We start from the raw sequence: 25,986 nt of genomic DNA, 5'->3' as shown, positions 1-25,986 counted from the left end.
CCCGATTTCAACCGGATTGCGCTGCCGAAGGCGAGGGCGGCTCCGAAGGGAGCGAGGCGCTTTCGACCCCGATTGCCGGCGAGGCGGTTGAGGTTCGCTCGATCAGGCGGACGGGAACCACGACCGGCTCTTCCGGTGGTTTCTGTCCGCGACGGTCGGCGATGATGAGTTCGACGGCGCGGGCGGTGACTTCGGCGATCGGCTGCTGAATGGCGGTCAATGGCGGCTGCGCAAAGCGGACGACCGGCGTGTCGTCGAAACTGAGGATCGACAGGTCGTCGGGAATGATCAGCCCGCGCTGCTTCGCCACGTCGAGTGCGGCGCGGGTCATCTGATCGTTGCTGACGATGATCGCGGTGGCCGGATCCGGCTGGTCGAGCAGTGCCGCGGTTGCCGTCAGCCCCGATTCATAGCTGAAATCGCCTTCCGCCAGCAGGCCTTCGCTGTCCAGCCCCGCATCCGCCATTGCCGCGCACCATCCGTCGATGCGCCAGCCGCTCAGTTCATAATCGCGCGCCCCCGCGATCAGGCCGATCCGCCGGTGTCCCAGCGCGGCAAGATGTTCCGTGGCGAGACGGGCTGCCCCTTCATCATCCATGGTCAGCGAAAAGCCCGGTCCTTCCTTCAATGAACCGATCCGGGCGATGGAGATATTATGCTTGTCGAGAATTCGGGTGATGACCGGATTTTGCGAATGCGGCGGGGTCAGGATCACACCATCGGGCTGAATCGCGGCAATGGCCGCGAGCAGTTCGCGTTCGACATGATCGCTATGCGTGTCGATCAGCTCGACGATCATGCGATAGCCGTGCTCTGCGCATTTCAGCATCCCGCCCAGCAGCATCTGATCGACCCAGTCGGTACCATGCTGGTCGCGCCAGTCGGCAATGGTACGCTCGCGGTCGTTCAGCGCCATGATCAGATAGGATCGCGACCCGCTCATCCGCTGGGCGGCAATCGAGGGGACATAGCCCAGTTTCTCGATCGAATCGCGCACCCGTTTCTGCATTTCCGGGCGGACATTGGGTTCGTTGTTGATGACACGGCTGACGGTTTGCAGGGAAACCCCTGCATCGGCCGCGACATGCTTGATGGTTACGGATTGCCGTCGTCTTGCCATGGACGTCCGTTCAGACCGGTTCGGCGCGTTTGGCGCCGCAATAGCGTGAGACATACTCGCCATGCGGCGGAAGCGAGCCGACCGTGCGGCGGACATCGTCGCGCAGGCCGGAGAGCAGACGATCCAGTTCCTCGTCAGGCAGTTTTTCCGCAATCGGGTGATGGCTTTGCGGCATAATTCCCTGACCCATCATCACCTGCACCCAGCTATTTTCGGCAAAAAGTTCTTCATTCTTGCGGAATACCCGGCCGGTTTCGCGGAACAGTTCGATCTTTTGTTGCAGCGTGTCGGGAATGTCCATCGTCGCGCATTGGCGCCAGAAGGCGCTGTCGCGTCGATCCGTCGCCTTGTAGTGGAGGATCAGGAAGTCGCGGATCTGTTCCATGTCGGTGAACTGCTGATCGTTGAACTCGGCCACGTCGCGCGCGCTGATATGGGTGAGCGGCATCATCCGGATCAGGCGCAGCACCGCCCGCTGGATCAGGTGGATGCTGGTCGATTCCAGCGGCTCCATGAAACCGCCCGACAGGCCGATGGCGACGCAGTTGCGATACCATTGCCGCCGCCGCGCGCCGGTGGTGAAGCGCAGCATGTTGGGCTTGGTCCGCATATCGCCCTCGATATTGCCGAGCAGGCGTTCGAGGGCCGATTCCTGATCCAGATAGCGGCTGCAATAGACCAGTCCGTTGCCGGTGCGATGCTGGAGCGGAATGCGCCATTGCCAGCCCGCATCATGCGCGATCGAACGGGTATAGGGCGGCGGCGGGCCGACATTTTCGGTCTGTACCGCAATCGCGGAGTCACAGGGGAGCCAGTGGGTCCAGTCGTCGAACCCGGCATGGAGCGCCCCTTCGATCAGCAGCGCGCGAAAGCCGGTACAGTCGAGGAACAGGTCGCCTTCGATCCGTTGTCCCGATTCCAGTTCGAGTGCGGTTATATTGCCGCTCTCACCATCCAGATCGACCTGCGCGATCCTGCCCTCGACCCGCTTCGTGCCGTTCTTTTCGGCGAGGGTGCGCAACAGCTTCGCATAGAGCGTGGAATCGAGGTGATAGGCATAGTTCATGCGGTTGTCGGGCAAGTGCGCGAACTTGCCGTCCAGTGCCGCGACCAGTTCCAGGCAGTAATCGTCATAGGGCCGGTCATGCCCGCGTTGCAGGCCGCTGAGCCAGAAATGCTGAAACCCCGCCGACCAGTGATCGCGCCCGGTCAGTCCGAAAGAGTGGAAATAGCGGTCGTGCCCGTTCTTCCATCCGTCGAACAGGATGCCGAGTTTGAACGTCGCCTGCGTCGCGCGCATGAAATCGGCTTCGTCGAGGTTGACGATCCGGTTGAAGGTGACGAGCGGCGGGATCGTTGCCTCACCGACGCCGACCGTGCCGATGGCTTCGGATTCGACCAGCGTCAGATCGACGACATCGCCCAGCGTATTGGCAATTGCCGCCGCCGCCATCCATCCGGCGGTGCCGCCACCGGCGATGACCACCCGGCGCAGGCGGGGTTGCGTCGGCGCGTTCACTGGCTGAGCTGCCGCAGGAGGAAGGCACGCAGGCGGCTGGCGCCTTCCGCCGTCATCGGATCGAGTATGCCGCGGGTTCCCTCCGGAATATGGTCGATGACCGAGCCGTCATTGTGAAAGACATAATGGTCGAACAGATCGCGCCAATAGGCTTTTTCGGCGTCAGGCAGATCGCGGATCGCCATGATCGCGAGGTTCAGCGCATTTTGCGGTTGCCCCAGCCAGCGCGGCGTGTCGCGCCACCAGAAATTGACCAGCACGTTGAATGCCGACAGTCCTTCGACATGATGCCACCAGGATGACGGGATATAGAGCGCGTCGCCCGGTTCCATTTCCGCGACCTGTGCATGGTCGAGTGCCTCGCGGAAGCGCGGGAAACGCTCGAAATCGGGGTCGTGGAAATCGACCATGCTGATCGCCCGCCCGGCCGGCGTGTTGTCGATCGGGCCGAGATAGAGGTTGCGGAACTGTTCGGGCGGAAACAGCGTGAAACGGCGGCGACCGACCGCGACACAGGCCAGATTGTCGGGAAAGTCGTTATGCGCGGCAACCCGCGTCGCGGTGCCGATCCAGATACCGTCCAGCGTCTTGCGATCGCCGAGGTCGACATGGTTTGCGTCGTAGAGTCCGTCGAAGAACCGGTGCATGTCGAGCGACTGAAGATAGACGGGGTTGGCGTCGGGGCGGTTCTCTCCCGCATCCATGCGTGCAAAGATTTCGGGCAGTTTCGCCTGCAGCGTGCGGAAATTCATTCCCATCTGATCGGTATAGAACATGCGGCCATCGGCACCGGGCGGGCCGACCGAGACGGTAAAGTTCATCGCGCGGGCATGATCGAGCAGATAGCGGCGTACCGCGCGCGGCGATTCATGGCCGAGTGCGACCAGCGGCCAGTCCTTCACCAGAGAGCGCACGATGAAGGGACGGTCGGCGTCGCGCAGCCCGGCATCCAGCGCCGTGGCATCGGCAAAGCTGCGTTCGGGAACGCTCGCCAGCGTCCGGAAAAGGCCGGGATCGGCTTCAGCCATCGCGCATCCGTTCGTTCTTGCGCCGGATCAGCGCGCTGACATTGGACAGCGAGGCCAGCGCCATGAACACGGGCATCAGATGTCCGCCGCCATGCAGATCGGCCAGCGCATCGGCATCCAGCGCCTGCAACCGTTCCTCATGGATTCCGTGAAAGCCGACAAACCGGTTGACCGAACCGTCGACCAGCGGAATCTCGACCGACAGCGGTTCGAGCAGATCGTGGCGGCGCAACGCAGCAAAAAAAGCCGGGGAGGATTGATAGCCTGCGTCGAGTTCGCCGAGTTGTCCGATAACCCGCCGGAGATAGTCGGTCGGCTGTCCTTCGTCGTCGAAAATGGCGGTGCCGCCGCTTTGTGCGATCCGCTGGCTCGCCATGTCGATATGGACCTGACCTTCGCTGGAGTCAGGGGAGGAACGACCGATCAGGAAGGGCTGAATGTCCATCGCCAGGGGACGATAGCGGGCGTTCCAGCGGCCATCCTCCACAAACAGATTTTCGCCGTTTTCAAAACCGAACAATGCGAATGCAACGAACTCGTCGCGTTCGATATTCAGGCGGAAGAGGATGGGATATTCGTTCTGGACCCGCCGGAATTCGCTCGGCACCGTGACGCAGCACATCACCGCATCGCCATAATCGGCACCATATTCGGTGTGGACGTGCAGGTCTTTATGGGTTTGGGGCGTCAGAGCGGCGTGATCGGACATGATGTGCAGATAAACCTGTATTCAGTAAATGCGCAGGGCGAAGGGGCCGGGGACGCCGGGGCGAGCCGGCATCATGGCACAAAGGGCACCCCCTTTCGAGAGTGCCCTTTGCTGATTCCGTTCACCGCGCCTTCGATCAGAAGGTGAAGCGGATACCGGCCGAATAGCGGGCATAGCCGGGTGAAATAGAGGTCACATAGGCATCTGACCGGCGATGAGCACGACGACTTGCTCCGGTCAGGTTGATCACCTGTCCATAGAGCGACAGTCCGTGCATGAACTCGAAGCTGCCGCTGAGGTCGACCTGCCCATAGGGTTCGATATAGGTCGGGTTCGGTCCCGAAGCCTGCAGGAACTGATCGCGCCAGTTATAGGCGACCCGGAACTGGATCGGCCCCTTGTCATAGAAGGCAACGGCATTGGCACTGTTGCTCAACCCGGTCAGTGCGAACTGCGTGACGTCGAAGGGCAGAGTATTGTTGTATTTGGCGGACCCGTCGACGATCGTATAGTTCAGGATGACGCCGAACCCGGTGTTCCAGAAATTATGCTGGATCGCGAATTCCCAGCCGTCGATGGTTGCGGTCTGATCGCTGTTGACCGGTGTGGTGATCTGATAAATCAACGGATCATCGTCCGGTGTGCCGGGGATGATAAGCTGCGGGGAATCACCGCCGGTATAATAGACGGCATCGGGGTAATTTGTTGCGATATAGTTGCGGATCGCAGTGGACGTGGGCGGAACACCGGGATTCGCAGCAGAAAGCGCGGCAATCGCGGCGCGGGTGAGCGGGCCCGAGCTTGGGTTGGTCAGATTCGATACGGTGTTGAACCGCGTGCTGCCGATAAAGTTGGAAATGTCCTTATGGAAATACCCCACCGAGATGTAGCTTGACGGCCCGTAATACCATTCCGCCGACAGGTCGATATTCTTCGACTTATACGGTAACAGACCGGGGTTGCCCTGGCTGCCGGTGGCCGGTGCGTCGACCCGGAACAACTGATCGATGGTTCGCCCGCCCTGAAGATCCGCATAGTTCGGCCGGGTAATGGTATGGCTATAGGCGGCGCGCAATTTGACGTTATGGAGCGGCTCCATGTCGAAATTGAACGCAGGCAGCCAGTTCTGATAATGGCCTTTCAGAGTGTCGGTGGTGTTGCCTGAAAAGGTGATGTTCAGTTCGTTGGCCGAATTCCATGAGGTAGCCGCGGGAAATAATACCACGCCCGAGGACCGGATGGTCGTGGTTTCGTAGCGTACGCCCAGAACCAGATGGGCCGGATTGCCGAACAGGTCGAACTTGTTCGCGACCTGAATATAGGGCGCGATGGTGCGTTCATCGAACTGGCGGTCGGTCGTATAGGGGGAACGGCAACTGCCGTCCCCGCCGCAAATCCCGAATTTCTGATCGAGCAACGGCACCAGTTTGTTGAAATCGAACGTGTAGAACTGCGAAATCATGCCGTCCTGGCCGACACCGTTCAGGCCCGGGAATTTATCGTTGATGCTTTCCAGGGTAAACAGATTGTCGGGAATATCGTCCGGCGTGCCGAGACCGCCCCAGGTGTCGTTCTGAATATAGCCATAGGCCGAACGCACCTTGTTATCGACATAGTCTACACCCCAGTCGATGCTGTCGAGGAAGCTGCCTTCATTGTCATAATGGCCCATCAGGCGGATCTGGTTGATCCGATCCTTGAAATAGGAATTGCGGAAGACATTGCCGGTTGCGTGAATTTGCCCGGCATCCAGCGGATCGATGCCCGGATAGAAAGAGGTCGAGATGATCGGGAAATCATGCTGGAAATTGATCGACTGATTATCGATTCCGAAAATCGCCGTGGTGACTGAATTGCTGTTTCCATAAGGGCTGTCGGGTTTCGATTCAGCGGTCGAATGGTGCGCGTCCAGAGTAATGGTCACGCCCTGCGGCGCTTCCCATTTCAGGTTGAAGCCGAGCGATTTATTCTCGTTCAGAGTTTTGGTGAGCGAACCGGAATAGGTGTAATCCTTGTTCTCGCTCTGCTGGAAATGCTCTGAATAGAATATCGGATCGGCGATCGGGCCGTCCGTCCACGCGCTGGAGGTATCGGCGTGGTTGTAATAAATGCCGACGCTGCTGTCGTGCGTTTCGATCGTGTAGCGCGAATAGGTGTAATCGAGCGTCGCCGTCAGCGAGTCGACGGGGCGGAACTGCAACACCGCCTGACCATTGATGCGTTCGCGATTGGTGTCGACGATATCGTAAGAGGCGTTCTGCGCCACCGCATAGACATCGTTGGGACCGGGGCGGTTGGTGATGTTGGCCGCCCGGGGGTCCGGCGCCATCGGTAGTGCACCCCAGTTATTATCGGGGGAGTAGGAACCCAGATAACCGTCACGCCAGCCGACATTGGCACTGTTGTTGCTGCGTTCGATCTTGGAATAATCGCCGATCAGCATGATGCCGATACGGTTGTCGGCGAAGGTGTCGCTGATGATACCGGAGATTTCCGGCGTAATCGGCTTTTTGCCGTTGCGCGACGAATCCAGAATGCCCTTGACCGAAAAACTGCCGTGCAGGCCGGGACGGTCGAGCGGACGCGGGGTGATGATATTGATGGTCGAACCGATGCCGCCCGATTCAAGCGTGGCTTCACCCGATTTATAGACTTCGAGCGCCTTCACGCCTTCGGAGGCGAGGTTGGCGAAGTCGAACGAGCGCGACGAAGGCGCACTAACCCCGTCGCCGATCGTCGAGGTCGGCATCTGGCGACCATTGAGCAGGACGAGGTTGAAGGACGGACCGAAGCCCCGCACCGTGACGGTGGAACCCTCACCGTTTGAACGGTCGATCGACACACCGGTAATACGCTGCAGCGATTCGGCGAGGTTGGTGTCGGGGAACTTGCCGATATCCTCGGCGGAAATCGCATCGACAACGCCGATCGCGTTGCGCTTGATGTTCATCGAGCTGCGAAGGCTGGCGCGGATACCGGTGACGACAATGTCCTGGGCGGTGTCGGCGACAACGGCCGGGGACTGGCTGCCCTGAGCGGAGGGCGTCGGCGTCGGTGCTGTCTGAGTTGAGTCGGCCTGCGTGTTCTGCGTAGTGCCGGTTTGCGCGAGAGCGGTTGCCGGTGCGGCAGCAATCGCCAGGGTCGAAACGCCGATTACCCAGCGTGAAAGCGAGCGAGCAGCGGAGCTGCGCATAATCATCCCTCCCCAAATCTATATGGCGCGGTACCATCCGCGCTCAATTGAGAACGTTCACTTGCGCGCTTCAATTTGCTCTGTCAAGTAATCCCCTGAAGCAGAATCCGGTTCGCCGTTGCGCCTGTGGCATGCGGGCAACAGTGGTCAGACCGGACCTGGGAGAAAATCATACAGACCGTATCCGGGCGGTCGAAGAGGAGGGGTGATCGTGTCTATTCGATTGAAAACACTTTTTATTGCGTCTTGCACTGTGCTGGCCATTACCGCACCGACCGTCGATGCGCGGCCGGCAACGCAGGCCGCAAGTCATCATACCGATGCCCGAGCACGCGCCGCAGCACTGGTCGCGCGCATGACGCTGGATGAGAAGATTGCGCTGGTCCACGGGTTGTTTCCGCCAATGGCCAGGGGCAAGACGAAACATGAGCTGATTCCGTCTGCCGGGCATATCGACGGCATCCCCCGGCTCGGGGTTCCGCTGGTGCGCGAAACCGATGCGTCGCTAGGTGTCGCCAACCAGGTCAACCAGCGCAAGGGCGATGTCGCGACCGCGCTTCCGGCGGGGCTGGCGACGGCGGCGAGCTTCGACCCCGAGATTGCTCATGAAGGCGGCGCGATGATCGGTTCGGAAGCGCGCGCCAAGCGGTTTAACGTGATGCTGGCGGGCGGGGTCAACCTGACGCGCGATCCGTGGGGCGGGCGCGATTTCGAATATCTGGGTGAAGACCCGCTGCTCGCCGGGCGCATGGCGGGTGCGCATATTGCGGGGGTGCAGTCGAACCATATCGTTTCGACGGTCAAGCATTTCGTCCTGAATTCTCAGGAAACCGGGCGCATGGTGTCGGATGCACGGATCGGGGAGGCGGCGCTGCGCGAGAGCGATCTGCTCGCCTTTGAAATTGCGATCGAACAGGGCAATCCCGGTTCGGTCATGTGTTCCTACAACATGGTCAATGGCGACCATGCCTGTGAAAGCCATCATCTGCTGACCGATGTGCTGAAGCATGACTGGGGCTATCAGGGCTGGGTGATGAGCGACTGGGGCGCGGTGCATTCCACGGTCAAGGCGGCGAATGCCGGGCTGGATCAGGAATCGGGCCAGGAACTCGACAGCGAAATCTTCTTCGGCAAGCGGCTGAAAGCGGCGGTCGAGGCGGGCAAGGTGTCGATGGCGCGGCTCGACGATATGGTGACGCGCTATCTGACCGGGCTGATCGAAACCGGTGCGTTCGACACACCGGAACCGAAAACGCCGCAGCCGATCGATTATGCTGCCCATGCCAAGGTCGCTCAGGCCGCCGAGGAGGCGGGACTGGTGCTGCTGAAGAATGAAAACAATATCCTGCCGCTCGCGGCAAAGGCGCGCAATATCGTACTGATCGGCGGCCATGCCGATGTCGGCGTATTGTCCGGCGGCGGATCGAGCCAGGTGCGTTCGGTCGGCGGCGTGCCGATTGAAATCCCGTTGAAATCGGGGGCGGCGGCGTCGTTTGCGCGCGTCACCTATCACGACTCTTCACCGCTCAAGGCGCTGCGTGCGGCATTGCCCGACGCGCACATCACCTATGTCGACGGCAGCGACCCGGTGGCGGCGGCAAAGGCCGCGAAGGCCGCCGATATCGCCATCGTCTTCGCGACCGAGTGGAGGACCGAGGCGGAGGACGTGCCCAACCTGTCGCTGCCCGATAATCAGGACGCGCTGATCGGCGCCGTGGCGGACGCCCAGCCCAACAGCGTGGTCGTGCTGGAAACCGGCGGTCCGGTGCTGATGCCCTGGCTCGCTAAGGTGCCGGGCGTGATTGAGGCATGGTATCCCGGCCAGCGCGGCGGTCCGGCGATCGCCAATGTGTTGACCGGCATGGTCAATCCGTCGGGGCGTCTGCCGATCACCTTCCCGGCGGCGGCATCACAGGCGCCGAGGCCGAAGCCGGTCGGGCTGGACACGCTCAACAAGCTGGAGGCGCAGGCTGCGGCCAACCCGGCGGATGCGGGCAATCATCCGCTCAAGACCTTTCCCATCGATTATGTCGAAGGCAGCAATGTCGGATATCGCTGGTATGAACTGAAAGGGGAAAAGCCGCTTTTCCCGTTCGGATATGGGCTGAGCTACACCAGCTTCGCCTATCGCAACGCGAAAGTGACGGGCGGCAAACAGCTGACCGTGTCGTTTGATGTCGTAAACACCGGCAAACGGGCTGGTGCGGACGTCGCGCAAATCTATGTCACGCGCAAGGGGTCGGGCACGCCGATGCGGCTGGCCGGGTTCAAACGGGTCGAACTGAAACCGGGTGAATCGCGCCATGTCACGCTGGTCGCGGCGCCGCGCATCGTCGCCGATTACGATACGAAGCTGCCGGGCTGGCGGATTGCGGGCGGCGCGTATGAAGTGGCGCTCGCCCGCGATGCGAGCGACCGTTCGCAGACCTTTACCGTCAATCTTGACCCGGCCACAATGAAGCCCTGACGCACCGGTTCGCCCGGTAGGACAATCTTGCGCTTGCCGCCCGATGTCCTACCGGGCATCCCCTGTGGAATGGTTGGGGATGCTGCATCGTCAGAGAGCGGAGAGGCCGGGGTGCCGGAGCGGCGTTCGTTTGCCTTCCTGCTGATATACGGCATCGCCAATATCGGCGGGGTCGTCGCCTATATGCCGCTTTTATCCCTGCTGCTGCCGGTCAAGGTAGAGGCGATTGCGGGCGCCGGGCGGCTTGGGGTGTTCACCGCCTGTGTGGTGGCGGGCGGTGTCGCCGCGGCACTGTCCAATATTCTGTTCGGCTGGCTGAGCGACAGGTCGCTGGCGCATGGAAAGGGGCGGCGGCGCTGGATGCTGGCGGGGCTGGTCGCGCTTGCTGCTGCCCTGACGGGTATTGTCGCCGCTGCGTCGCCCTATGCAATCGTTGCGGCGATCGTGGCGTTTCAGATCGCGGTCAATATTCTGCTCGCGCCGTTGCTGGCGATCATGGCGGATGAGATTCCCGACGCGCAAAAGGGGGTGGCGAGCGGTCTGTTGTCGCTCGGGCGCCCTGTTGCCGCTGCGCTTTCGGCGGCATTGGTTGCGCTGCCGCTGATCGGGGAGGGCGCGCGCCTGTTGCTGGTCTTGCTGGCGGTGATCGTTTGCGTGCTGCCGCTGATGCTGGTGCCCGCGCGCCGCGTGGAATCGGCAGTGCCGGTTGCGGAGCAGCGGTATTTGCTGCGCTACGACCTGACCATGGCCTGGGGCGCGCGTTTTCTGATTCAGGTCGCCGGTGCGGTGCTGTCGGTCTATCTGCTTTATTATTTTCAGAGCCTGTCGAACGAACCGGCGGAAACGATGGCGGCGCGCGTCGGCAACGTGTTTACCATTGCCTATCTGTTGCCGGTGCCGATTGCTTTGGCGATCGGGCGCGCCTCGGACCGGATCGGGCGGCGTAAGCCGTTCCTGCTGGCCACCGCCGCTGTGGCAGCGATCGGGCTCGGTGGTATGGCGCTGGCGCAGGACTGGATAGCGGGCGCGGTCGCCTTTTGCGTCTATGCCAGCGGTGCGGAAGCGTTTCTGGCGCTGCATGCCGGCTTTGCGATGCAGTTGCTGCCCGATCCGCGCCATCGCGGCCGTGACCTGGGCATATTGAATCTGACCAACACGCTGCCTTCGGTGCTTGGACCGGTGATCCCCTGGTTATTGGCAACCCCGCACGATTTTGACAGTGCGATGCTGGCGCTGGCGGCCTGTGCACTGGCGGGTGGCCTGTTGATCCTGACCGTGCGGGGAAGGCGTTAGTTCTTCCCGGTGCTGTGCTGATTCAACGTACCCGAATCACAGGCCTAGTCCTTCGGCTTCGCTTTCCAGTAGCGGACGTAATCGACGGTCATGCGCTGCGGCATCGCCTGGTCATCAATGCCTTCCTTGCCACCCCAGTCGCCGCCGATCGCGAGGTTCAGAATCATCTGAAAGGGTCGGGTGAAGGGCCATGCGCCGTGTCCGCCCGGCTGATCGTTGTTGACGCGCATATAGCCGTGATCGTCCACGCCGATGGTGATGCTGTGCGGTTGCCAGTCGAGCTGATAGCGGTGGAAGACGGTGCAACTGGTCGGTACCAGCGTTTCGGCACCGCGCTGGGTATTGAGGCGATGGTTGAACAGCTTCGTATGCAGCGTGGCATGCACCACATGCGGATCCCAGCCGACCATTTCCATGATATCGATTTCGCCCTCGTCGGGCCATGTGCCACTGGAAGGAAGCATCCAGATGGCGGGCCAGGTGCCGCGTGCACAGGGCAGTTTCGCGCGGATTTCGTAAAAGCCGTAGCCCATCGATTTGCGGCTCACCAGCTTTGCCGAAGTGTAGTGTTGTCCGCCCCAATCGGGATATTTCGCTTTCGACAGCGTTTCGTGCCGCGCCTCGATCACCAGCGCGCCGTTCTCGATCCGTGAATTTTGCGGCCGGTCATCGGCATAATATTGTTTTTCATGGTTGAACCAGCCGGTTGCATTGCGGCTGGTGTCGAAGCGCCATTTTCTGCGGTCGACCGATAGCTTGTTGAATTCGTCGGCAAAGGTCGGCGCGGTTTGCGGCGCGTGCAGCGCCACCTCTACGGAATAATTATCGGCACCCAGCGACGTCGCCTGTGCCAGCAGCAATGCCAGAATCATGAAATTAGGGTCTCCCTGTTTGCACAATATGCCGCGCGTCCCATCCGGCAGGCAAGGCTTGCGTGATGACTGACCTGTTGTCGGCTGATATCGCACAGGGGAGCGAACGGAGGATGGATATGACCGAGGCCGTACAGGGCGTGAAACTGCATTCAAGCTGGCTGAACCCGCTTCGCGGGGAATTCGACAGTCCCTATATGGCGGCGCTCAAACAGTTTCTGGTCGCGGAAAAAGCCGCGGGCAAGGCGGTCTTTCCGGCCGGGAGTGAGTGGTTTCGTGCGCTCGACCTGACACCGCTGGAGGAGGTGCGCGTGGTGATATTGGGACAGGATCCCTATCACGGCGCGGGACAGGCGCATGGCCTGTGCTTTTCGGTACGTCCGGGCGTGCGCACGCCGCCCAGCCTCGTCAATATCTACAAGGAACTGAATGCCGATCTGGGCATCGCGCCGCCGCGCCACGGCTTTCTGGAACATTGGGCGAAGCAGGGGGTATTGCTGCTCAATTCGGTGCTGACCGTCGAAATGGGCCGCGCCGCCTCGCACCGCGAAAAGGGGTGGGAGAAGTTCACCGATGCGGTGATCCGCGAAGTTGCGACAAAGGAAGAGCCGGTCGTGTTCATGCTGTGGGGCAGCTATGCCCAGCGCAAGGCGGCGTTCATCCCGTCGGTGGAAAAGGGCGGACGGCACCTGGTGCTGAAGGCGCCGCACCCCTCCCCGCTATCGGCGCATACCGGCTTTCTGGGCTGCCGCCATTTTTCGAAGTGCAACGCGTTTCTGGAACAGGCGGGCAGGGGAGTGATCGACTGGGCACTGCCACCGGTCGAACAGCCCACCTGAGGTCAGTGCCGATGTCGGAGAACCCGGCGCATAGCTATGCCGCGTGGCGGCGCACGAATCCTTCGAAATCGGCTTTCAGGTTCGGATCGCTGATCGGTGCGATCAGTGCCATAAGGGCTTCATTCGGTGTGCCCGCGCCGGAAAGCGATCCGGCATCCTGAAACCCCATCGCCCACTCGGCGAAGATGCGCTCTGCGACGTGGCGGCGGCTCAATATCACGGGGGCAACGTGACGATGGTCGGTAGAAATGCGACGATAGGTTTTTTCGACCGCCGCTTCAGGACCTTCCAGAACCTGTAAAAAGCGTTTGCCCCCGGCGACTAAAAGGCCGGAAACACCCGCCGCGGCATTGTTGCGACGCGACGCGCGGAGGATGGGGTCCAGCACAGATGAGGCATGCGCCTGGCGTGCAGTGCTGATGTACAGCAGTCGAATCACGGTAAGACTCTTTCCGTCAGAAGAAGGTCAAGGATATGGAATATAAACCAAAATACCGTTAACTCGCCGCCGTTGCCTCGCGTCCCCGCCGCGGGGAGTTCCGCCTCAGAACGGCACGTCGTCGTCGAGATCGTCGGGGAACCCGCCGAAATCATTGCCGCCCGAGCGCACATTGCCCGACTGACCGCCGCCTGAATTGAAACCGCCGCCGCGACCGCCCGATGAACCGCCGCCGAAATCGTCACCGCCCGCGCCCCAGCCGTCATTACTGCGCCCCGCGCCCTGACCCTGACCGCCGCCGGGCGAATCGAGCATCGTCAGTACCGAGTTGAAGCCTTGCAGCACGACCTCCGTCGAATAACGGTCCTGACCGTTCTGATCCTGCCATTTTCGGGTCTGAAGCTGGCCCTCGATATAGACTTTCGAACCCTTGCGCAGATAGCGTTCGGCAACGTTGGCCAGCCCTTCATTGAAGATCGCGACCGAATGCCATTCGGTCTTTTCCTTGCGTTCGCCGCTATTGCGATCCTTCCACGTTTCACTGGTCGCGATGCGCAGATTGACCACCTTGCCGCCGTTCTGAAAACTGCGGCTTTCGGGATCGCGGCCCAGATTGCCGACCAGAATTACCTTGTTCACGCTGCCGGCCATGATCCGCTCCTTATCCCTACAAACCGATTGCCACGGCGATCCAGTATGTCGCCCCTGCTGCGATGTAGGCGAGTGCGAACAAATAGCCAACCATGAAGGCAGGCCATTTCCATCCATTCGTCTCTCGTCGGGTGATCGCGATGGTCGAAATACATTGCGGCGCGAACACGAACCACATCAGAAAGGCAAGCGCGGTGGGCAGCGTCCAGTGGGTGCGCAGATTCTGGATCAGGTTGCGTTCACCCGCAGGCTGATCGGGATTGTCGATGGCATAGACGGTGCCGATTGCCGCCACTGCCACTTCGCGCGCCGACATGGCGGGCAGCAGGGCGAGTGAAATATCGCGGTTGAACCCGATGGGGGCGACGACCTTTTCGATGCCATGACCGATCCGGCCCGCAATCGAATAATCGACCGGAGAGACGGTGCTGCCGATCGGTGGCTTGGGAAAGCTGAGCAGCAGCCAAAGCACGATGGTCGTTGAAGCGATAATCGTGCCCGCGCGTTTCAGGAAGATCAGCGCACGTTGCCACAGCCCCAGCAGCAAATCCTTCGGATGCGGCCACTGATATTTGGGCATCTCCATCAGAAAGCCCGATGATGCCCCCTTGGTGACGGTTTTGCGCAGGATCAGCGCGGCGAAAAACGCACCGATAATCCCCGCGACGTAAAGGCTAAACAGCACCAGCCCCTGCAATCCCACACCGGGCAGCACGTCGCGGGCGGGAATGAAGGCGCCGATCATGATCGAATAAACCGGCAGGCGCGCCGAACAGGTCATCAGCGGGGCGATCAGGATCGTGGTCAGCCGGTCCTTTTCATCGTCGATGGTGCGCGTCGCCATGATGCCCGGTACCGCGCAGGCGAAGGACGACAGCAGCGGGATGAAGGCGCGGCCGGAAAGCCCGACACTCGCCATCAGCCGGTCCATCAGGAAGGCCGCGCGGACCATATAGCCCGATGCCTCCAGCGTCAGGATGAAGGCGAAGAGGATGAGGATCTGCGGCAGGAACACCACCACTGCACCGACGCCCGCGATCAGCCCGTCGACCAGCAGCGAGCGGATGAAACCTGGGGGCAGGGCGGCGGATACCGCACCACCCAGCGCATCCATGCCGCCCTGAATCCAGTCGATCGGCGCCTGCGACCATGCGAACACCGCCTGAAACATCACGAACAGGATGGCGAGCAACAGCAAGGTGCCGAACACCGGATGCAGCGCGACCGCGTCCAGGCGATGCGTCCAGCGCCGCACGGCGGTTTCGGAGACGGTTGCTTTTTCCGACAGCGCGCGCGCCCGGCGCTGCAGCGTGACGATATCCTCCGCAACCGGATGATCGCTGGGCCGGATCGGATGCGCCGGTCCCTGTTGCAGCACGGTTGCAAGCGCTTCCTTCAGCGCATCCAGCCCGCGCCGCCGCACCGCGACGGTGGGAAGCACCGGAACGCCCAGTTCCTGCGCAAGGACATTGGGATCGAGTGTCAGCCCGTCGCGCTCGGCCAGATCGATCATGTTGAGCGCGACCACTACCGGCAGGCCCAGCGCGACGAGTTGCAGCGTGAAGCGCAGATGGTTGTCGAGATTGGCGGCATCGACCACCACGACAATGGCATCGGGCAGGCGCTCGCCCGTCTGCGTGCCGGTCACGACGTCGCGTGTCACCTGTTCGTCCGGGCTGGACGGGTCGAGGCTGTAGGCGCCGGGCAGGTCGACCAGTTCGACCGGGCGGCCATCGGGCAGCGCCATTCGTCCGGAATGCCGCTCCACCGTGACGCCGGGATAGTTGCCCACTTTTTGCCGCGCGCCGGTCAGTGCGTTGAACAGGGCGCTTTTACCGGCATTCGGGTTGCCGACCAGCGCGACGAGGGGGGCGGGGTTCATGATGTTCAGGCGGCAGGAATAACGTCGATGGCACCTGCGATATGGCGGCGCAGCGCGACCGTCATGCGTCCGATGCGGCAGGCAATCGGGCCGCGGCCAAAGGCCGAGCGATGGAGCAGTTCGATGCGGACGCCTTCATCCAGTCCCAGTTCCCGCAACCGGCGTGCCTCTGGCGGAGACAGCGTATCCCAATGCACATCGGCCACCCGCGCCTGTTGATGGCGGGGCATGTTCGACAGGGCGACTCGCTGATCTACGGCATGGGGGGCGTTCATATTGCGACTAAGTATCAATAACGGTATCGAATGGCCAGCGAAATATCCCTTTGGTGCGTGCAGATCAGATTGCGGGGTGGCGCAACCGCCCGATGAAGCGGCTGAGGCTGAGCTTGTGGTCGCCCTGCATCCGGCCGGTCAGCTTTGCCTTCGCCTTTTCGAACCGCATGATGCCGTCGATCCGGCGGGCGAGAAAGGCGCGCGTTTCGGCCCAATCCTCCGATTCGTCGTCGAGAAAGACGCTCAGCGTCGCGGCATAGATGCCCGCCAGCATCGTCCGCTTGGTATAGTGGTTGTAATCGGTCGCGGTGTCGCCCGCGAGCCGCCACATCCTGTCCGCCGCCCGCCAGCCGAGTTTGGTCGCGGCGGGGATATTCTGCGGCATGGCAAGGATGGCGAGCGCACGGCGCAGTGCTTCGCGTTCCGGGGCGAGCGTAGTGAGTCGCTGTTCGACCAGGGCGGTGATGCGTTCGCGGATTTTCATCGTCGCGAGCTTTTCGGCCGGCAGCGCGCGTGCCATTTCCGCATCGACATAGGCGAACCATGCGTCGATCCGATCGACCGCACCGTCTGGAAAGGCAAGCGCGGCAACGTCCGGATCGACGCCCGCACTGTCGGCCGCTGCCGTCACCGCTTTCGCGGTCCAGCCGTCAAATGCGGCGTTCTTCGGCAGTTCGGGGGCCAGCCCGGCGCGGATTTCGTCCAGCGTGGCATCTTCGGCAATCGCGGCCATCGGTGCATCTCCTTCGCGACCGATTTAATGCCCCGGCGCAAAGGCACAAGCATCGTCGCAGGAAATCGCCCCTGTTTCCCGGCCCCAAGTTTTTCTTGTTGCAGCGCACTCGTATGAATCGGGGCGGCACCTTATCTGGTTTCCATCTGAAACTGTTTTGAGGGAGACCTGCCCATGCCCAGCCTGTTCGATCCTATCCAGCTTGGTGCGATTGCCGCGCCCAACCGTATCCTGATGGCGCCGCTGACGCGCGGACGTGCGACCGAAGGCCATGTGCCGACGCCGATCATGGCCGAATATTATGCCCAGCGGGCGGGCGCGGGTCTCATCATCTCCGAAGCCACGGGCATCAGCCGTGAAGGGCTGGGCTGGCCCTATGCGCCGGGATTGTGGACCGACGAACAGACCGAGGCATGGAAGCCGGTGACCGACGCGGTGCATAAGGCCGGTGGACGCATTGTCGCGCAGCTCTGGCACATGGGCCGCATCGTCCATCCCAGCTTTCTGGACGGGGCAGCGCCGCTTTCCTCCTCTGCGACCACCGCACCGGGGCAGGCGCACACCTATGCGGGCAGGCAGGATTATGCCGAAGCGCGCGCAGCAACCACCGATGATATTGCGCGGGTGCTCGACGATTATTCGAATGCCGCGCGCAATGCGAAGCGGGCCGGGTTCGATGGAGTGCAGTTGCATGCCGCCAATGGCTATCTGATCGACCAGTTTCTGCGCGACGGCGCCAATTTCCGCGATGACGATTATGGCGGCAGCCCGGAAAACCGCGCGCGTTTGCTGCGAGAGGCGACGGAAAGGCTGATCGCCGAAGTCGGCGCGGATCGTACCGCCGTCCGTTTCTCGCCCAATGGGGATACGCAAGGCGTACAGGACAGCAATCCAGAGGCCGTTTATGTGCCCGCGGCAAAATGGCTGGCGGAGCAGAAAATCGCATTTCTCGAACTGCGGGAGCCGGGGCCGGAAGGCACGTTCGGCAGTACCGACCAGCCGCGTATTTCGCCTGCCATCCGGCCGGTGTTCGACCGCCCGCTGGTGCTTAATCAGGACTATGGGTTCGATCAGGCGCAGGCCGAACTGGATGCCGGTTTGTGCGATGCGATTGCGTTCGGACGTCCTTTCCTCGCCAATCCCGACCTGCCGGTACGCTTTGAAAAAGGGGCGCCGCTCAACGAGTGGAATATGGCGACCTGGTATGCGCGCGGGCCGGAAGGCTATGTCGATTATCCGACGCTGGCAGAGGTGGAAGCGGCCTGAGGTTCAGGCCTCCGGTCTTGTCCAGATCCAGATCCCGCTGGCGCACATTGCTGCCAGCGGGAACAGCATCCACGGCATTTTGAGCCAGTAAAGCGTGGCGGCGATGCTGATCGCAAAGGTCACTGTCGCCGCCCATTTCCCACGCCGGGAAATCGACCCGCTTTCGCGCCATGCGACGATATGCGGGCCGAAGCGGGGGTGGTCGAGCAGCCAGCGTTCCAGTCGGGGGCTGCTGCGCGCGAAGCAATAAGCGGCAAGGATCATGAACGGCACCGTCGGCAGCAGCGGCAGGAAGATGCCGACCACGCCCAGTGCGACTGCAATCCAGCCCGCGACGTGAAACAATGCGCGGCGCATCAGGTGTCCGTGCGGACTTGTCGCCTCGCCCGCCAGTCCGATGCGCTTTGCCCCCATTTGTTGACGGGCATATCCTGCAAGGGCGCAGGCAGACGGGTCGGTTCCAGCCGTTGCGAACCGAGGCGCGCGGCAAGGACGGCAGAGCGATGGTTGTCGGGCGCGATGACGTGGATGATGTCGTTCCAGCCGAGCATGTCGACCGCGAAATCGATCGCCGCGCTTGCCGCTTCAAAGGCATAGCCGGTGCCTTCGAAACCCCGTGCGACGCCCCAGCCGATTTCGGTGCCCGGCCAGCCATCGGGTTGCCAGGGGCCGATACGCCCGACCCAGCGGCCGCTGTCGCGTTCGATCACGGAAAACATCGCAAAACCCCGAATGGCCCATGCACCGCGCATCGCACACAGTCCGCGCCATGCTTCGCTGCGCGTCTGGACGCCGCCCAGATGCTGCATGGTTTGTGCATCGGCGTGGAAGTCGGCCCAGGCGTCCAGGTCATCGGCCTGCGGCAGGCGCAGCATCAGCCGGGGCGTGAAGAGCACCGGCTCCGCCATGGTTACTGACCGGGCCAGCGCTGGGTGAGGTCGAACATGGCGACGGCAGCCTTTGCCGCTTCGCCGCCCTTGTCCTTTTCATCCGGCCTGGCGCGGGTCAGCGCCTGCGCTTCGTTTTCGACCGTCAGGATGCCGTTGCCGATGGCGATCCCGTCCATGGCCAGCGCCATCAGTCCGCGTGCGCTTTCGTTCGAGACAATCTCGAAATGATAGGTTTCGCCGCGGATCACCACGCCCAGCGCGACAAAACCGTCATAGCGCCCGGTTTCCGCCGCTATGGCGACCGCGCCGGGGATTTCCAGTGCGCCCGGCACCGTGACCGTTTCATGGGCGTGCCCGGCTTCTTCCAGCGCGGCACGTGCGCCTTCCAGCAGCAGGTCGTTCAGATGGCCGTAGAAACGTGCCTCTACGATCAGGAATTTTGCCATGGGAATATTCTCCTCAGTCGATCGGTCGTTCGCCGACGATCGACAGGCCATAGCCGTCCAGCCCGATCAGCGTGTGGTGGGTGTTGGTGAGCAGGATCATCTCCTCGACGCCCAGCTCGTTCAGGATCATCGCGCCAACGCCATAATCGCGTAATTCGTCCATGTCGCCGGGTTTCAGCGCGCCTGCGCGCGCCTGCACCGCCATGGTGAAGGCATCGCTGCGCTGTTTGTTGATGACAACGACGACACCGGCGCCTTCCTTTGCGATGATTTCCATCGCACGTCGCAACAGGCTGCCGCGCGGACCGCCTTCCCCGAAAATGTCGGTGAAGGGGGAAAGGGCGTGCATGCGCACCAGGGTCGGCTTCGTGGGATCGACCCTGCCCTTCACCAGCGCGATCTGTTCGGTGCCGGTAGCGGTGTTCCAGAAGGTGATGGCGCGCCAGTCGCCGCCCCATTCGCTTTCGAAGCGCACCTCGGCCCGCTGTTCGACCAGATGGTCGTAGCGACGGCGATAGGCGATCAGGTCGCGGATCGTGCCGATTTTCAGATTATGATACTGCGCGAAGGTGACGAGATCGTCCATGCGCGCCATCGTCCCGTCATCCTTCATGATCTCACAGATCACGCCGGACGGATTGAGGCCCGCCAGACGGGCGACATCGACGGCAGCCTCGGTATGGCCGGCACGCACCAGCACGCCGCCTTCGCGTGCGACAAGCGGGAAGACATGGCCGGGGGTAACGATATCTTCGTTGTCCTTGGCCGCGTCGATGGCAACGGCGACCGTGCGCGCGCGATCAGCGGCGGAAATGCCGGTGGTCACGCCGTCCTTCGCCTCGATCGAGACGGTGAAGGCGGTTTCGTGCCGGGTGCCGTTGTGGCGGCTCATCAGGTCAAGGCCGAGTGCGTCCACTCGGCTCTTCGTCATGGCAAGGCAGATCAGGCCGCGACCATATTTCGCCATGAAGTTGATCGCATCGGGCGTCGCCATCTGGGCGGGAATCACCAGATCGCCCTCATTTTCCCGATCTTCGTCATCGACCAGAATGAACATCCGGCCGTTGCGCGCTTCGTCGATGATTTCTTCCGGGCTGGACAGGAACCCGTGGCGCAGCCGCGCCAGTTCAGGCTTTTGCACGATAGTGCTCCATGCGTTGCAGATAACGGGCGAGCACGTCGATCTCCAGATTGACGGCCTGCCCCGGTGCCAGCGTGGCGAATGTCGTCACGGCGGCGGTATGCGGGATGATGTTCAGGCCGAAATGGGTGCCGTCGGCGACATCTTCAACATGATTGACGGTCAGCGATACGCCATCGACCGTCACCGATCCCTTGGCGGCGAGATAGGGCGCGATTTCCGGCCCGGCGGCGATGACGACGCGGTGCGATCCGCCTTCTTCCGTCACCGAGACGACGGTGCCGATGCCGTCGACATGGCCGGTGACGATATGCCCGCCCAGTTCGTCGCCGATCTTCAATGCGCGTTCGAGGTTGAGGCGTCGCCCCGCCTCCCACATGCCTTGTGCGGTGCGCGATACGGTTTCGCCCGAAACATCGACGGCGAACCAGCCCGCGCCCTTGCCCACCACGGTCAGGCAGACGCCGGAACACGCAATCGACGCGCCCATGTCGATGGTGGTGGTGTCATAGCCGCAGGCGATGCGGACACGCAGGTCGCCCTGCGGCTCGACGGCATCGATCGTGCCGATATCGGTGATGATTCCAGTAAACATATTCAGCCTCGCACGCGCTCGTAGCTTTCCATGCGGTCGCTGCCAAGCATCCGCGTATCGGTGAGACGCCAGCGGCCATGCGCGTCGGCCAGATGCGCCAGCCCGATATCGCCCAGAGCATGCCGGCCATCGCCGATCAGGATCGGTGCGCGGTAAAGCAGCATGCGGTCGACAAGGTCAGCGGCCAGAAAGGCGGAAGCCGTTTTCGCGCCGCCTTCGATCAGCAGGTGATTGGTCTGCTCCAGTCCGACGACCGCGGCGGGATCGGGAAGGACGCGCCAGCCGGGTGGCGGCGCGACGGTGCCGGAAAGCAGCAGCCGCTGCGGACTTCTGTCGCGCAGCCCCTCCAGCCGGACATCGAGTTGCGGCCGGTCGGCTTCAAAGGTGCCGCGTCCGACCAGAATGGCGTCGTGGCGCGCGCGTTCGAGATGGGCATGGGCGCGCGCCGGTGCGCCGGTGATCCAGCGGCTTTCGCCGTTGGCGCGGGCAATGCAGCCGTCGAGCGAGGTGGCGAGCTTGAGCGTCACCTGCGGGCGGTTGAGTGCGATCCGGCTGAGAAAGCCGGACATGCTCGCGCGCGCCTCCGCTGCGCCGATGCCGCTGACGACCTCTATGCCTGAGTCACGGAGCAGCGCGATGCCCCGGCCATTGGTACGCGGATCGGGATCGGTCAGCGCGATAACAGCGCGGGCAATCCCCGTCTTTGCCAGCGTCGGCGCGCAGGCGGGGCCGCGCGGCGACGGATGTGCACAGGGTTCGAGCGAGACATAGGCGGTGGCACCGCGTGCGGCTTCTCCCGCCTGTGCGAGGGCCATCGCCTCGGCATGGGGGCGCCCGCCGGGCTGTGTCCAGCCACGGCCGACGACGCGGCCATCGCGGACCAGGATGCAACCGACATTGGGATTGGGGGCGGTGCGGCCCCGCCCGCGCTCGCCCAGCGCAATGGCGGCGGCCATCCAGCGCCGGTCGCTCAAAGCCAGGGCGCCAGCTTGTTGTTCAGCGCCTCAAATTCTTCCTGATTCTTTTTGCGCAGCTTGGCGAGTTTGGCGTCCTCGACCTTTTTCTCCGCCATGGATTTCTTCTGATCGGCGAGAATTTGCGCTTCAGTACGGTTCAGCGGCCAGCTTTTGGCATAAATGATCGTCGGCGGCTGATAAGGCGGCGTGACATGCGCATCATGCGCAAAAGCGACGATGATCAGCGTGGTTACGGCCACGGAAGCGGCCATGAACCACAGTTCATGCTTGCGCCGCTGACCCATAAAGGCACGCAGGTCGCGAATGGCGCGCAGCGGCGACAGGAATCGGAAGAACGAAAACATCGCGCTAAAGATAGGGATACGAAGGGCTGACGGCCAGCCCCTCCCATCCGGGGGGTAATCGGTCGCGTGGAACGAAGCACAGTGTCATCGTTTTCCGGTTTTTTCTAATAGTGCCGCCGTGCGTGACGGGGTGACCGGCGCCATAGCCGTGGCGCTGCGCGGGTCGATGCCCCGGTGTCCGACATATCTGTCCGGTGTCGGGGATGCCGTGGCTTGCGGTATAGAAAGAAAAGGCCGTGGCGAATCAGATCGCCACGGCCGTATTTCCAGATCGTCAGTAAGGTCAGCGGGTATAGATGGCCTTCGCATCATTGCGGAACGCTGCGCCGCTGTCGTCGCGGGTGTAGAACATGTGTCCGCCCGGGAAGATGTCGAGATGGATGCGGTCCGCAACGCCATAGCCCGGCATCTGTTCGATCAGCAGCTTCGATCCGAAGAAGGGGCAGGACAGATCGTTCCAGCCATGCGCGATGATCACCTGCATCTTGGGATCGTTGGCGATTGCCTTGCGCAGATCCTCAACCGGCTTGTCGTCGGGCGTGCCGCGATCCCAGGCCTCGTTCACCGCATAGGACAGAGCCTCATAATGGCGGCCCTTCACATCCCAGCCTACCGTGCGGGTGATGAAATCGACCATCGCGCTGGTCGTCGGGGCAAGGATCGCGTTGAGGATCGGGTCGTTCGACTTGCGCTCCGCCGAACCGGGGAACGGATCGAAGGCGGTGACATTGCTGTCATAGACGCTGCCGATCTTCTTTTGCGCCCGATGCCCTTCGCGCAGGAAGGTGCCGATGTCGATGCGGCCGTTCAGTTTTGCCACCAGCGCATGATCGAGACCGGTCAGTTCCGCGACCTTGTTGACCAGCCGGTCGGTCGCGACCTTGTCTTTCGGTCCGGCGAAAAAGTCCGTGACGAACTGCGTCTGGGTATAGTTTTCGATCGGCGCCATGTTGGCGGCGGTCAGCTTGCCCTCGCGTTCCAGCTTGGCAGCCGCCATCGACGGCAGGTTGATCATCCACGGCAGGGGCGACAGGCCGTTGTCGCCACTGACCGAGGCCGGATCGAGATAGGGCGACACCATGACAAGGCCCGATACGCCGACCCCCATCTGCGTTTGCAGTTCGTAGGCGATGCGCGGTGCGCGATAGCCGCCATAGCTTTCGCCGATGACATATTTGGGGGAACGCAGCCGCTGATTCTGGACCAGCCAGTCATAGACGATGCGCGACAGATATTTGATGTCGGGATCGTTGGCGTAGAAATCCTTCTTGGTTTTGTCCTTGTCCTCCAGGCTGCGGCTGTAGCCGGTGCCGACGGGGTCGATGAAAACCAGATCGGTAAAGTCGAGCCAGCTATGCGGATTGTCGCTCAGCACCGGCGCGTCGGAGGGGCTGTCGCCCGCATCGCCGAAGCGCACCCGTTTCGGGCCGATCGCGCCGAGATTGAGATAGACCGAGGATGCGCCGGGGCCGCCGTTAAAGGCAAAGGTCACCGGGCGCGACGGGCTGGCACCCGGCACGGTATAGGCGGTATAAACGACCTCGGCGATGATCTTGCCGTCGGAATTGCGTACCGGCAGCTTGCCGACCGTTGCCTTGTAATGAAGACTCTTGCCCGCGATGACCGTGGTCTGGTCAACGCTCTTGTCGGCGGGAAGCGGCGGCAGCTTGCTGGAATCGTCCTGTGGATCGCTCTTCTGCTCGCTTTTCGCATGGTCCTTGGGCGGGTGCGCATAGGCTGGAGTGATAGTGGCTGCAGCAAACAGAGTTGCGGCCATGGTCAATAGCCTGAAGCGCATGAAATTCTCCCGGTGGACGTTTGAGCGCGTTTTGTGCCCGGATCGGCGCACTCATGCAAGGTAATAATATTATATACGATGAATGGATTATGTCAGGCGGACAGGCGTTCGATGGCGCGTTCCCGGCCGATGAGCGGCAACAGCGCCGCCATGTCGGGGCCATGGTCGAGACCCGTCAGCGCGCGACGGAGGGGCAGGAACAGGGCGCGCCCCTTGCGTCCGGTGCGTTCCTTCAACGCGCCCGTCAACGCGTGCCAGGGATCGTCCGACCAGTCGATTTCGGATGCGACCTCAGCCGCAATCTCCAGATACTCATTTTCTTCGCTCAGATCGCCGGTTTCGACGGGCCCTTCGATAATGCGCCACCAGTCGGCAGATTCGCGCACGGTGGAAAGGTTGGGCCGCACCGTTTCCCACGCTTCGCCTCCCATGCCGGAGGGCAACCGGTCGGCCACCCTATCATAGGGGAGTTGATGCACGATTTTCGCGTTCAGCGTCGCCAGTTCGCTTTCGTCGAATCGGGCGGGTGCGCGTCCGAAGCGGGCAAAGTCCATCGTCGCGGCAAGTCTGCCGGCGTCCGGTTCCGGTTCGACCGGATCGCTGGTGCCGATGCGTGCGAGCAGGGCAACCAGCGCCTGCGGCTCGATGCCGGCTTCGCGAAAATGCGCGATACCCAGCGACCCCAGCCGCTTCGACAGCTTGCCTTCGCTGCCGGTCAGCAGTGCCTCATGCGCGAAGGCGGGCGGGGTCGCTCCCAGCGCTTCGAACATCTGAATCTGCACGGCGGTGTTGGACACATGATCCTCACCGCGCACGACATCGGTGATGCCCATATCGATGTCGTCGATGACCGATGGCAGCAGATAGAGCCAGGAACCGTCCTCGCGCCGGATAACCGGATCGCTCATCCGCGACGGGTCGAACCGCTGTTCGCCACGTATATGGTCGGTCCAGCCGATCGGCGCGTCATGATTGAGGCGGAAGCGCCAGTGCGGGCGGCGGCCCCCGGCTTCGAGTGCCGCGCGCGCATCGTCGGTGAGGTGCAGGGCGGCGCGATCATAGACCGGCGGCAGGCCGCGACCCAGCAGCACCTTGCGCTTGAGGTCGAGTTCCTGCGGCGTTTCATAGGCGGGATAGACCCGGCCGGCCTCGCGCAGCGCCTGAAACTGTGCCTCATACCTGTCGAAGCGTGCCGATTGCCGTTCCTCGCCGTCATAGCCAAGTCCCAGCCAGTCCAGATCGGCGCGGATGCCGTCGACAAATTCCTCACGCGACCGTTCGGCATCGGTGTCGTCGATGCGCAGCAGGAAACGGCCGCCCTGTTTGCGCGCCCACATCCAGTTGTGCAGCGCGGTGCGCAGATTGCCGACATGCATATGGCCGGTCGGGCTGGGGGCGAAACGTGTAATAACCATGACTGCGCTGTAGAAAGCGGCGGGAAAGGGGGCAATGCCCCTTTTCGCATCGGCATGTCGGCTTTATGAGCCTTTTGACATCGAAACCGCATAG

At 62.3% G+C, this 25,986-nt stretch carries 24 protein-coding genes; 4 read left to right on the top strand and 20 right to left on the bottom strand.

The genetic code is table 11. The features are described 5' to 3' along the window. Positions 1-7 precede the first annotated feature (7 nt). The 5 genes from FHR23_RS05050 to FHR23_RS05030 form a co-directional block, all read right to left on the bottom strand. On the bottom strand, positions 8-1,120 hold the full coding sequence (locus FHR23_RS05050; protein WP_184001790.1) for a LacI family DNA-binding transcriptional regulator: 1,113 nt from the start codon (positions 1,118-1,120) through the stop codon (positions 8-10). A gap of 10 nt (positions 1,121-1,130) precedes the next feature. Further along, entirely contained in the window at positions 1,131-2,639 is a 1,509-nt protein-coding gene (locus tag FHR23_RS05045; RefSeq protein WP_343043003.1) for a tryptophan halogenase family protein, read from the bottom strand. Further along, positions 2,636-3,667 carry a cupin-like domain-containing protein gene (locus FHR23_RS05040; protein ID WP_184001789.1) on the bottom strand — a complete coding sequence of 344 codons (1,032 nt, stop codon included), beginning with the start codon at positions 3,665-3,667 and terminating at the stop codon, positions 2,636-2,638. The genes FHR23_RS05045 and FHR23_RS05040 overlap by 4 nt, the downstream gene beginning before the upstream one ends. After that, positions 3,660-4,376 (bottom strand): SapC family protein, encoded by a 717-nt coding sequence (locus FHR23_RS05035; protein ID WP_184001788.1) that lies wholly within the window; start codon positions 4,374-4,376, stop codon positions 3,660-3,662. Before FHR23_RS05035 ends, FHR23_RS05040 begins: the two co-directional genes overlap by 8 nt. 136 nt (positions 4,377-4,512) lie before the next feature. Beyond that, a complete protein-coding gene (locus tag FHR23_RS05030; protein ID WP_184001787.1) occupies positions 4,513-7,569 on the bottom strand; it encodes a TonB-dependent receptor in 3,057 nt (1,018 codons plus the stop codon). A 262-nt stretch (positions 7,570-7,831) separates the two neighbouring features. On the opposite strand from FHR23_RS05030, the gene FHR23_RS05025 reads away from it, so the two are divergent. Further along, entirely contained in the window at positions 7,832-10,036 is a 2,205-nt protein-coding gene (locus tag FHR23_RS05025; RefSeq protein ID WP_343043045.1) for a beta-glucosidase, read from the top strand. Positions 10,037-10,147: 111 nt separating this feature from the next. Beyond that, entirely contained in the window at positions 10,148-11,329 is a 1,182-nt protein-coding gene (locus tag FHR23_RS05020) for an MFS transporter (protein WP_343043002.1), read from the top strand. Between the two features lie 44 nt (positions 11,330-11,373). Here FHR23_RS05020 and FHR23_RS05015 read toward each other — a convergent pair whose 3' ends face one another. Then, positions 11,374-12,201 carry a glycoside hydrolase family 16 protein gene (locus FHR23_RS05015; protein WP_184001785.1) on the bottom strand — a complete coding sequence of 276 codons (828 nt, stop codon included), beginning with the start codon at positions 12,199-12,201 and terminating at the stop codon, positions 11,374-11,376. 119 nt (positions 12,202-12,320) lie between these two features. On the opposite strand from FHR23_RS05015, the gene ung reads away from it, so the two are divergent. After that, a complete protein-coding gene (gene ung, locus FHR23_RS05010; RefSeq protein WP_184002188.1) occupies positions 12,321-13,040 on the top strand; it encodes a uracil-DNA glycosylase in 720 nt (239 codons plus the stop codon). Positions 13,041-13,074: 34 nt separating this feature from the next. Here ung and FHR23_RS05005 read toward each other — a convergent pair whose 3' ends face one another. The 5 genes from FHR23_RS05005 to FHR23_RS04985 all read right to left on the bottom strand — a co-directional run bounded on the left by FHR23_RS05005 (position 13,075) and on the right by FHR23_RS04985 (position 17,020). Continuing rightward, positions 13,075-13,479 (bottom strand): BLUF domain-containing protein, encoded by a 405-nt coding sequence (locus FHR23_RS05005; RefSeq protein ID WP_184001784.1) that lies wholly within the window; start codon positions 13,477-13,479, stop codon positions 13,075-13,077. 105 nt (positions 13,480-13,584) lie between these two features. Continuing rightward, a complete protein-coding gene (gene ssb / locus FHR23_RS05000) occupies positions 13,585-14,130 on the bottom strand; it encodes a single-stranded DNA-binding protein (RefSeq protein WP_184001783.1) in 546 nt (181 codons plus the stop codon). Between the two features lie 16 nt (positions 14,131-14,146). Continuing rightward, on the bottom strand, positions 14,147-16,012 hold the full coding sequence (gene feoB / locus FHR23_RS04995) for a ferrous iron transporter B (RefSeq protein ID WP_184001782.1): 1,866 nt from the start codon (positions 16,010-16,012) through the stop codon (positions 14,147-14,149). A 5-nt stretch (positions 16,013-16,017) separates the two neighbouring features. Continuing rightward, positions 16,018-16,242 carry a FeoA family protein gene (locus FHR23_RS04990; RefSeq protein WP_246359685.1) on the bottom strand — a complete coding sequence of 75 codons (225 nt, stop codon included), beginning with the start codon at positions 16,240-16,242 and terminating at the stop codon, positions 16,018-16,020. A gap of 109 nt (positions 16,243-16,351) precedes the next feature. Then, entirely contained in the window at positions 16,352-17,020 is a 669-nt protein-coding gene (locus FHR23_RS04985; RefSeq protein WP_184001780.1) for a COQ9 family protein, read from the bottom strand. Positions 17,021-17,194: 174 nt separating this feature from the next. On the opposite strand from FHR23_RS04985, the gene FHR23_RS04980 reads away from it, so the two are divergent. After that, complete coding sequence (locus tag FHR23_RS04980; RefSeq protein WP_184001779.1) at positions 17,195-18,286, top strand: alkene reductase; 1,092 nt, start codon at positions 17,195-17,197, stop codon at positions 18,284-18,286. Between the two features lie 3 nt (positions 18,287-18,289). Here FHR23_RS04980 and FHR23_RS04975 read toward each other — a convergent pair whose 3' ends face one another. The 9 genes from FHR23_RS04975 to gltX all read right to left on the bottom strand — a co-directional run bounded on the left by FHR23_RS04975 (position 18,290) and on the right by gltX (position 25,892). Next, positions 18,290-18,643, bottom strand: a complete 354-nt coding sequence (locus FHR23_RS04975; RefSeq protein WP_184001778.1) for a YbaN family protein — start codon at positions 18,641-18,643, stop codon at positions 18,290-18,292. Next, on the bottom strand, positions 18,643-19,194 hold the full coding sequence (locus FHR23_RS04970) for a GNAT family N-acetyltransferase (protein WP_184001777.1): 552 nt from the start codon (positions 19,192-19,194) through the stop codon (positions 18,643-18,645). Before FHR23_RS04970 ends, FHR23_RS04975 begins: the two co-directional genes overlap by 1 nt. 2 nt (positions 19,195-19,196) lie before the next feature. After that, positions 19,197-19,622, bottom strand: coding sequence for a 6,7-dimethyl-8-ribityllumazine synthase (ribH, locus tag FHR23_RS04965; RefSeq protein ID WP_184001776.1), 426 nt, complete (start codon positions 19,620-19,622; stop codon positions 19,197-19,199). A gap of 13 nt (positions 19,623-19,635) precedes the next feature. Further along, positions 19,636-20,766, bottom strand: coding sequence for a 3,4-dihydroxy-2-butanone-4-phosphate synthase (gene ribB, locus FHR23_RS04960; RefSeq protein WP_184002187.1), 1,131 nt, complete (start codon positions 20,764-20,766; stop codon positions 19,636-19,638). Then, positions 20,750-21,358 (bottom strand): riboflavin synthase, encoded by a 609-nt coding sequence (locus FHR23_RS04955; RefSeq protein ID WP_184001775.1) that lies wholly within the window; start codon positions 21,356-21,358, stop codon positions 20,750-20,752. The genes ribB and FHR23_RS04955 overlap by 17 nt, the downstream gene beginning before the upstream one ends. A 2-nt stretch (positions 21,359-21,360) precedes the next feature. Further along, on the bottom strand, positions 21,361-22,314 hold the full coding sequence (gene ribD, locus FHR23_RS04950; protein WP_184002186.1) for a bifunctional diaminohydroxyphosphoribosylaminopyrimidine deaminase/5-amino-6-(5-phosphoribosylamino)uracil reductase RibD: 954 nt from the start codon (positions 22,312-22,314) through the stop codon (positions 21,361-21,363). A 14-nt stretch (positions 22,315-22,328) separates the two neighbouring features. Next, on the bottom strand, positions 22,329-22,679 hold the full coding sequence (locus tag FHR23_RS04945) for a hypothetical protein (protein WP_184001774.1): 351 nt from the start codon (positions 22,677-22,679) through the stop codon (positions 22,329-22,331). A gap of 283 nt (positions 22,680-22,962) precedes the next feature. Then, positions 22,963-24,456 carry a S10 family peptidase gene (locus FHR23_RS04940; RefSeq protein WP_246359684.1) on the bottom strand — a complete coding sequence of 498 codons (1,494 nt, stop codon included), beginning with the start codon at positions 24,454-24,456 and terminating at the stop codon, positions 22,963-22,965. Positions 24,457-24,569: 113 nt separating this feature from the next. After that, positions 24,570-25,892: a glutamate--tRNA ligase gene (gene gltX / locus FHR23_RS04935; protein WP_184001772.1), complete on the bottom strand. Its 1,323-nt coding sequence runs from the start codon at positions 25,890-25,892 to the stop codon at positions 24,570-24,572. Between the last annotated feature and the right edge of the window lie 94 nt (positions 25,893-25,986).

This window comes from Stakelama sediminis, assembly GCF_014199335.1.
In the GTDB taxonomy this organism is placed as follows: Bacteria; Pseudomonadota; Alphaproteobacteria; order Sphingomonadales; family Sphingomonadaceae; genus Sphingomonas; species Sphingomonas sediminis.
This window is presented reverse-complemented; position numbering and strand designations above follow the sequence as displayed.

Coding starts and splice junctions, on each gene's coding strand:
- FHR23_RS05050 (WP_184001790.1), bottom strand. CDS start 1,120: ATGGCAAGACGACGGCAATCCGTAACCATCAAGCATGTCGCGGCCGAT.
- FHR23_RS05040 (WP_184001789.1), bottom strand. CDS start 3,667: ATGGCTGAAGCCGATCCCGGCCTTTTCCGGACGCTGGCGAGCGTTCCC.
- FHR23_RS05035 (WP_184001788.1), bottom strand. CDS start 4,376: ATGTCCGATCACGCCGCTCTGACGCCCCAAACCCATAAAGACCTGCAC.
- FHR23_RS05030 (WP_184001787.1), bottom strand. CDS start 7,569: ATGCGCAGCTCCGCTGCTCGCTCGCTTTCACGCTGGGTAATCGGCGTT.
- FHR23_RS05015 (WP_184001785.1), bottom strand. CDS start 12,201: ATGATTCTGGCATTGCTGCTGGCACAGGCGACGTCGCTGGGTGCCGAT.
- ung (WP_184002188.1), top strand. CDS start 12,321: ATGACCGAGGCCGTACAGGGCGTGAAACTGCATTCAAGCTGGCTGAAC.
- ssb (WP_184001783.1), bottom strand. CDS start 14,130: ATGGCCGGCAGCGTGAACAAGGTAATTCTGGTCGGCAATCTGGGCCGC.
- feoB (WP_184001782.1), bottom strand. CDS start 16,012: ATGAACCCCGCCCCCCTCGTCGCGCTGGTCGGCAACCCGAATGCCGGT.
- FHR23_RS04990 (WP_246359685.1), bottom strand. CDS start 16,242: ATGCCCCGCCATCAACAGGCGCGGGTGGCCGATGTGCATTGGGATACG.
- FHR23_RS04985 (WP_184001780.1), bottom strand. CDS start 17,020: ATGGCCGCGATTGCCGAAGATGCCACGCTGGACGAAATCCGCGCCGGG.
- FHR23_RS04980 (WP_184001779.1), top strand. CDS start 17,195: ATGCCCAGCCTGTTCGATCCTATCCAGCTTGGTGCGATTGCCGCGCCC.
- FHR23_RS04975 (WP_184001778.1), bottom strand. CDS start 18,643: ATGCGCCGCGCATTGTTTCACGTCGCGGGCTGGATTGCAGTCGCACTG.
- FHR23_RS04970 (WP_184001777.1), bottom strand. CDS start 19,194: ATGGCGGAGCCGGTGCTCTTCACGCCCCGGCTGATGCTGCGCCTGCCG.
- ribH (WP_184001776.1), bottom strand. CDS start 19,622: ATGGCAAAATTCCTGATCGTAGAGGCACGTTTCTACGGCCATCTGAAC.
- FHR23_RS04955 (WP_184001775.1), bottom strand. CDS start 21,358: ATGTTTACTGGAATCATCACCGATATCGGCACGATCGATGCCGTCGAG.
- ribD (WP_184002186.1), bottom strand. CDS start 22,314: ATGGCCGCCGCCATTGCGCTGGGCGAGCGCGGGCGGGGCCGCACCGCC.
- FHR23_RS04945 (WP_184001774.1), bottom strand. CDS start 22,679: ATGTTTTCGTTCTTCCGATTCCTGTCGCCGCTGCGCGCCATTCGCGAC.
- FHR23_RS04940 (WP_246359684.1), bottom strand. CDS start 24,456: ATGGCCGCAACTCTGTTTGCTGCAGCCACTATCACTCCAGCCTATGCG.
- gltX (WP_184001772.1), bottom strand. CDS start 25,892: ATGGTTATTACACGTTTCGCCCCCAGCCCGACCGGCCATATGCATGTC.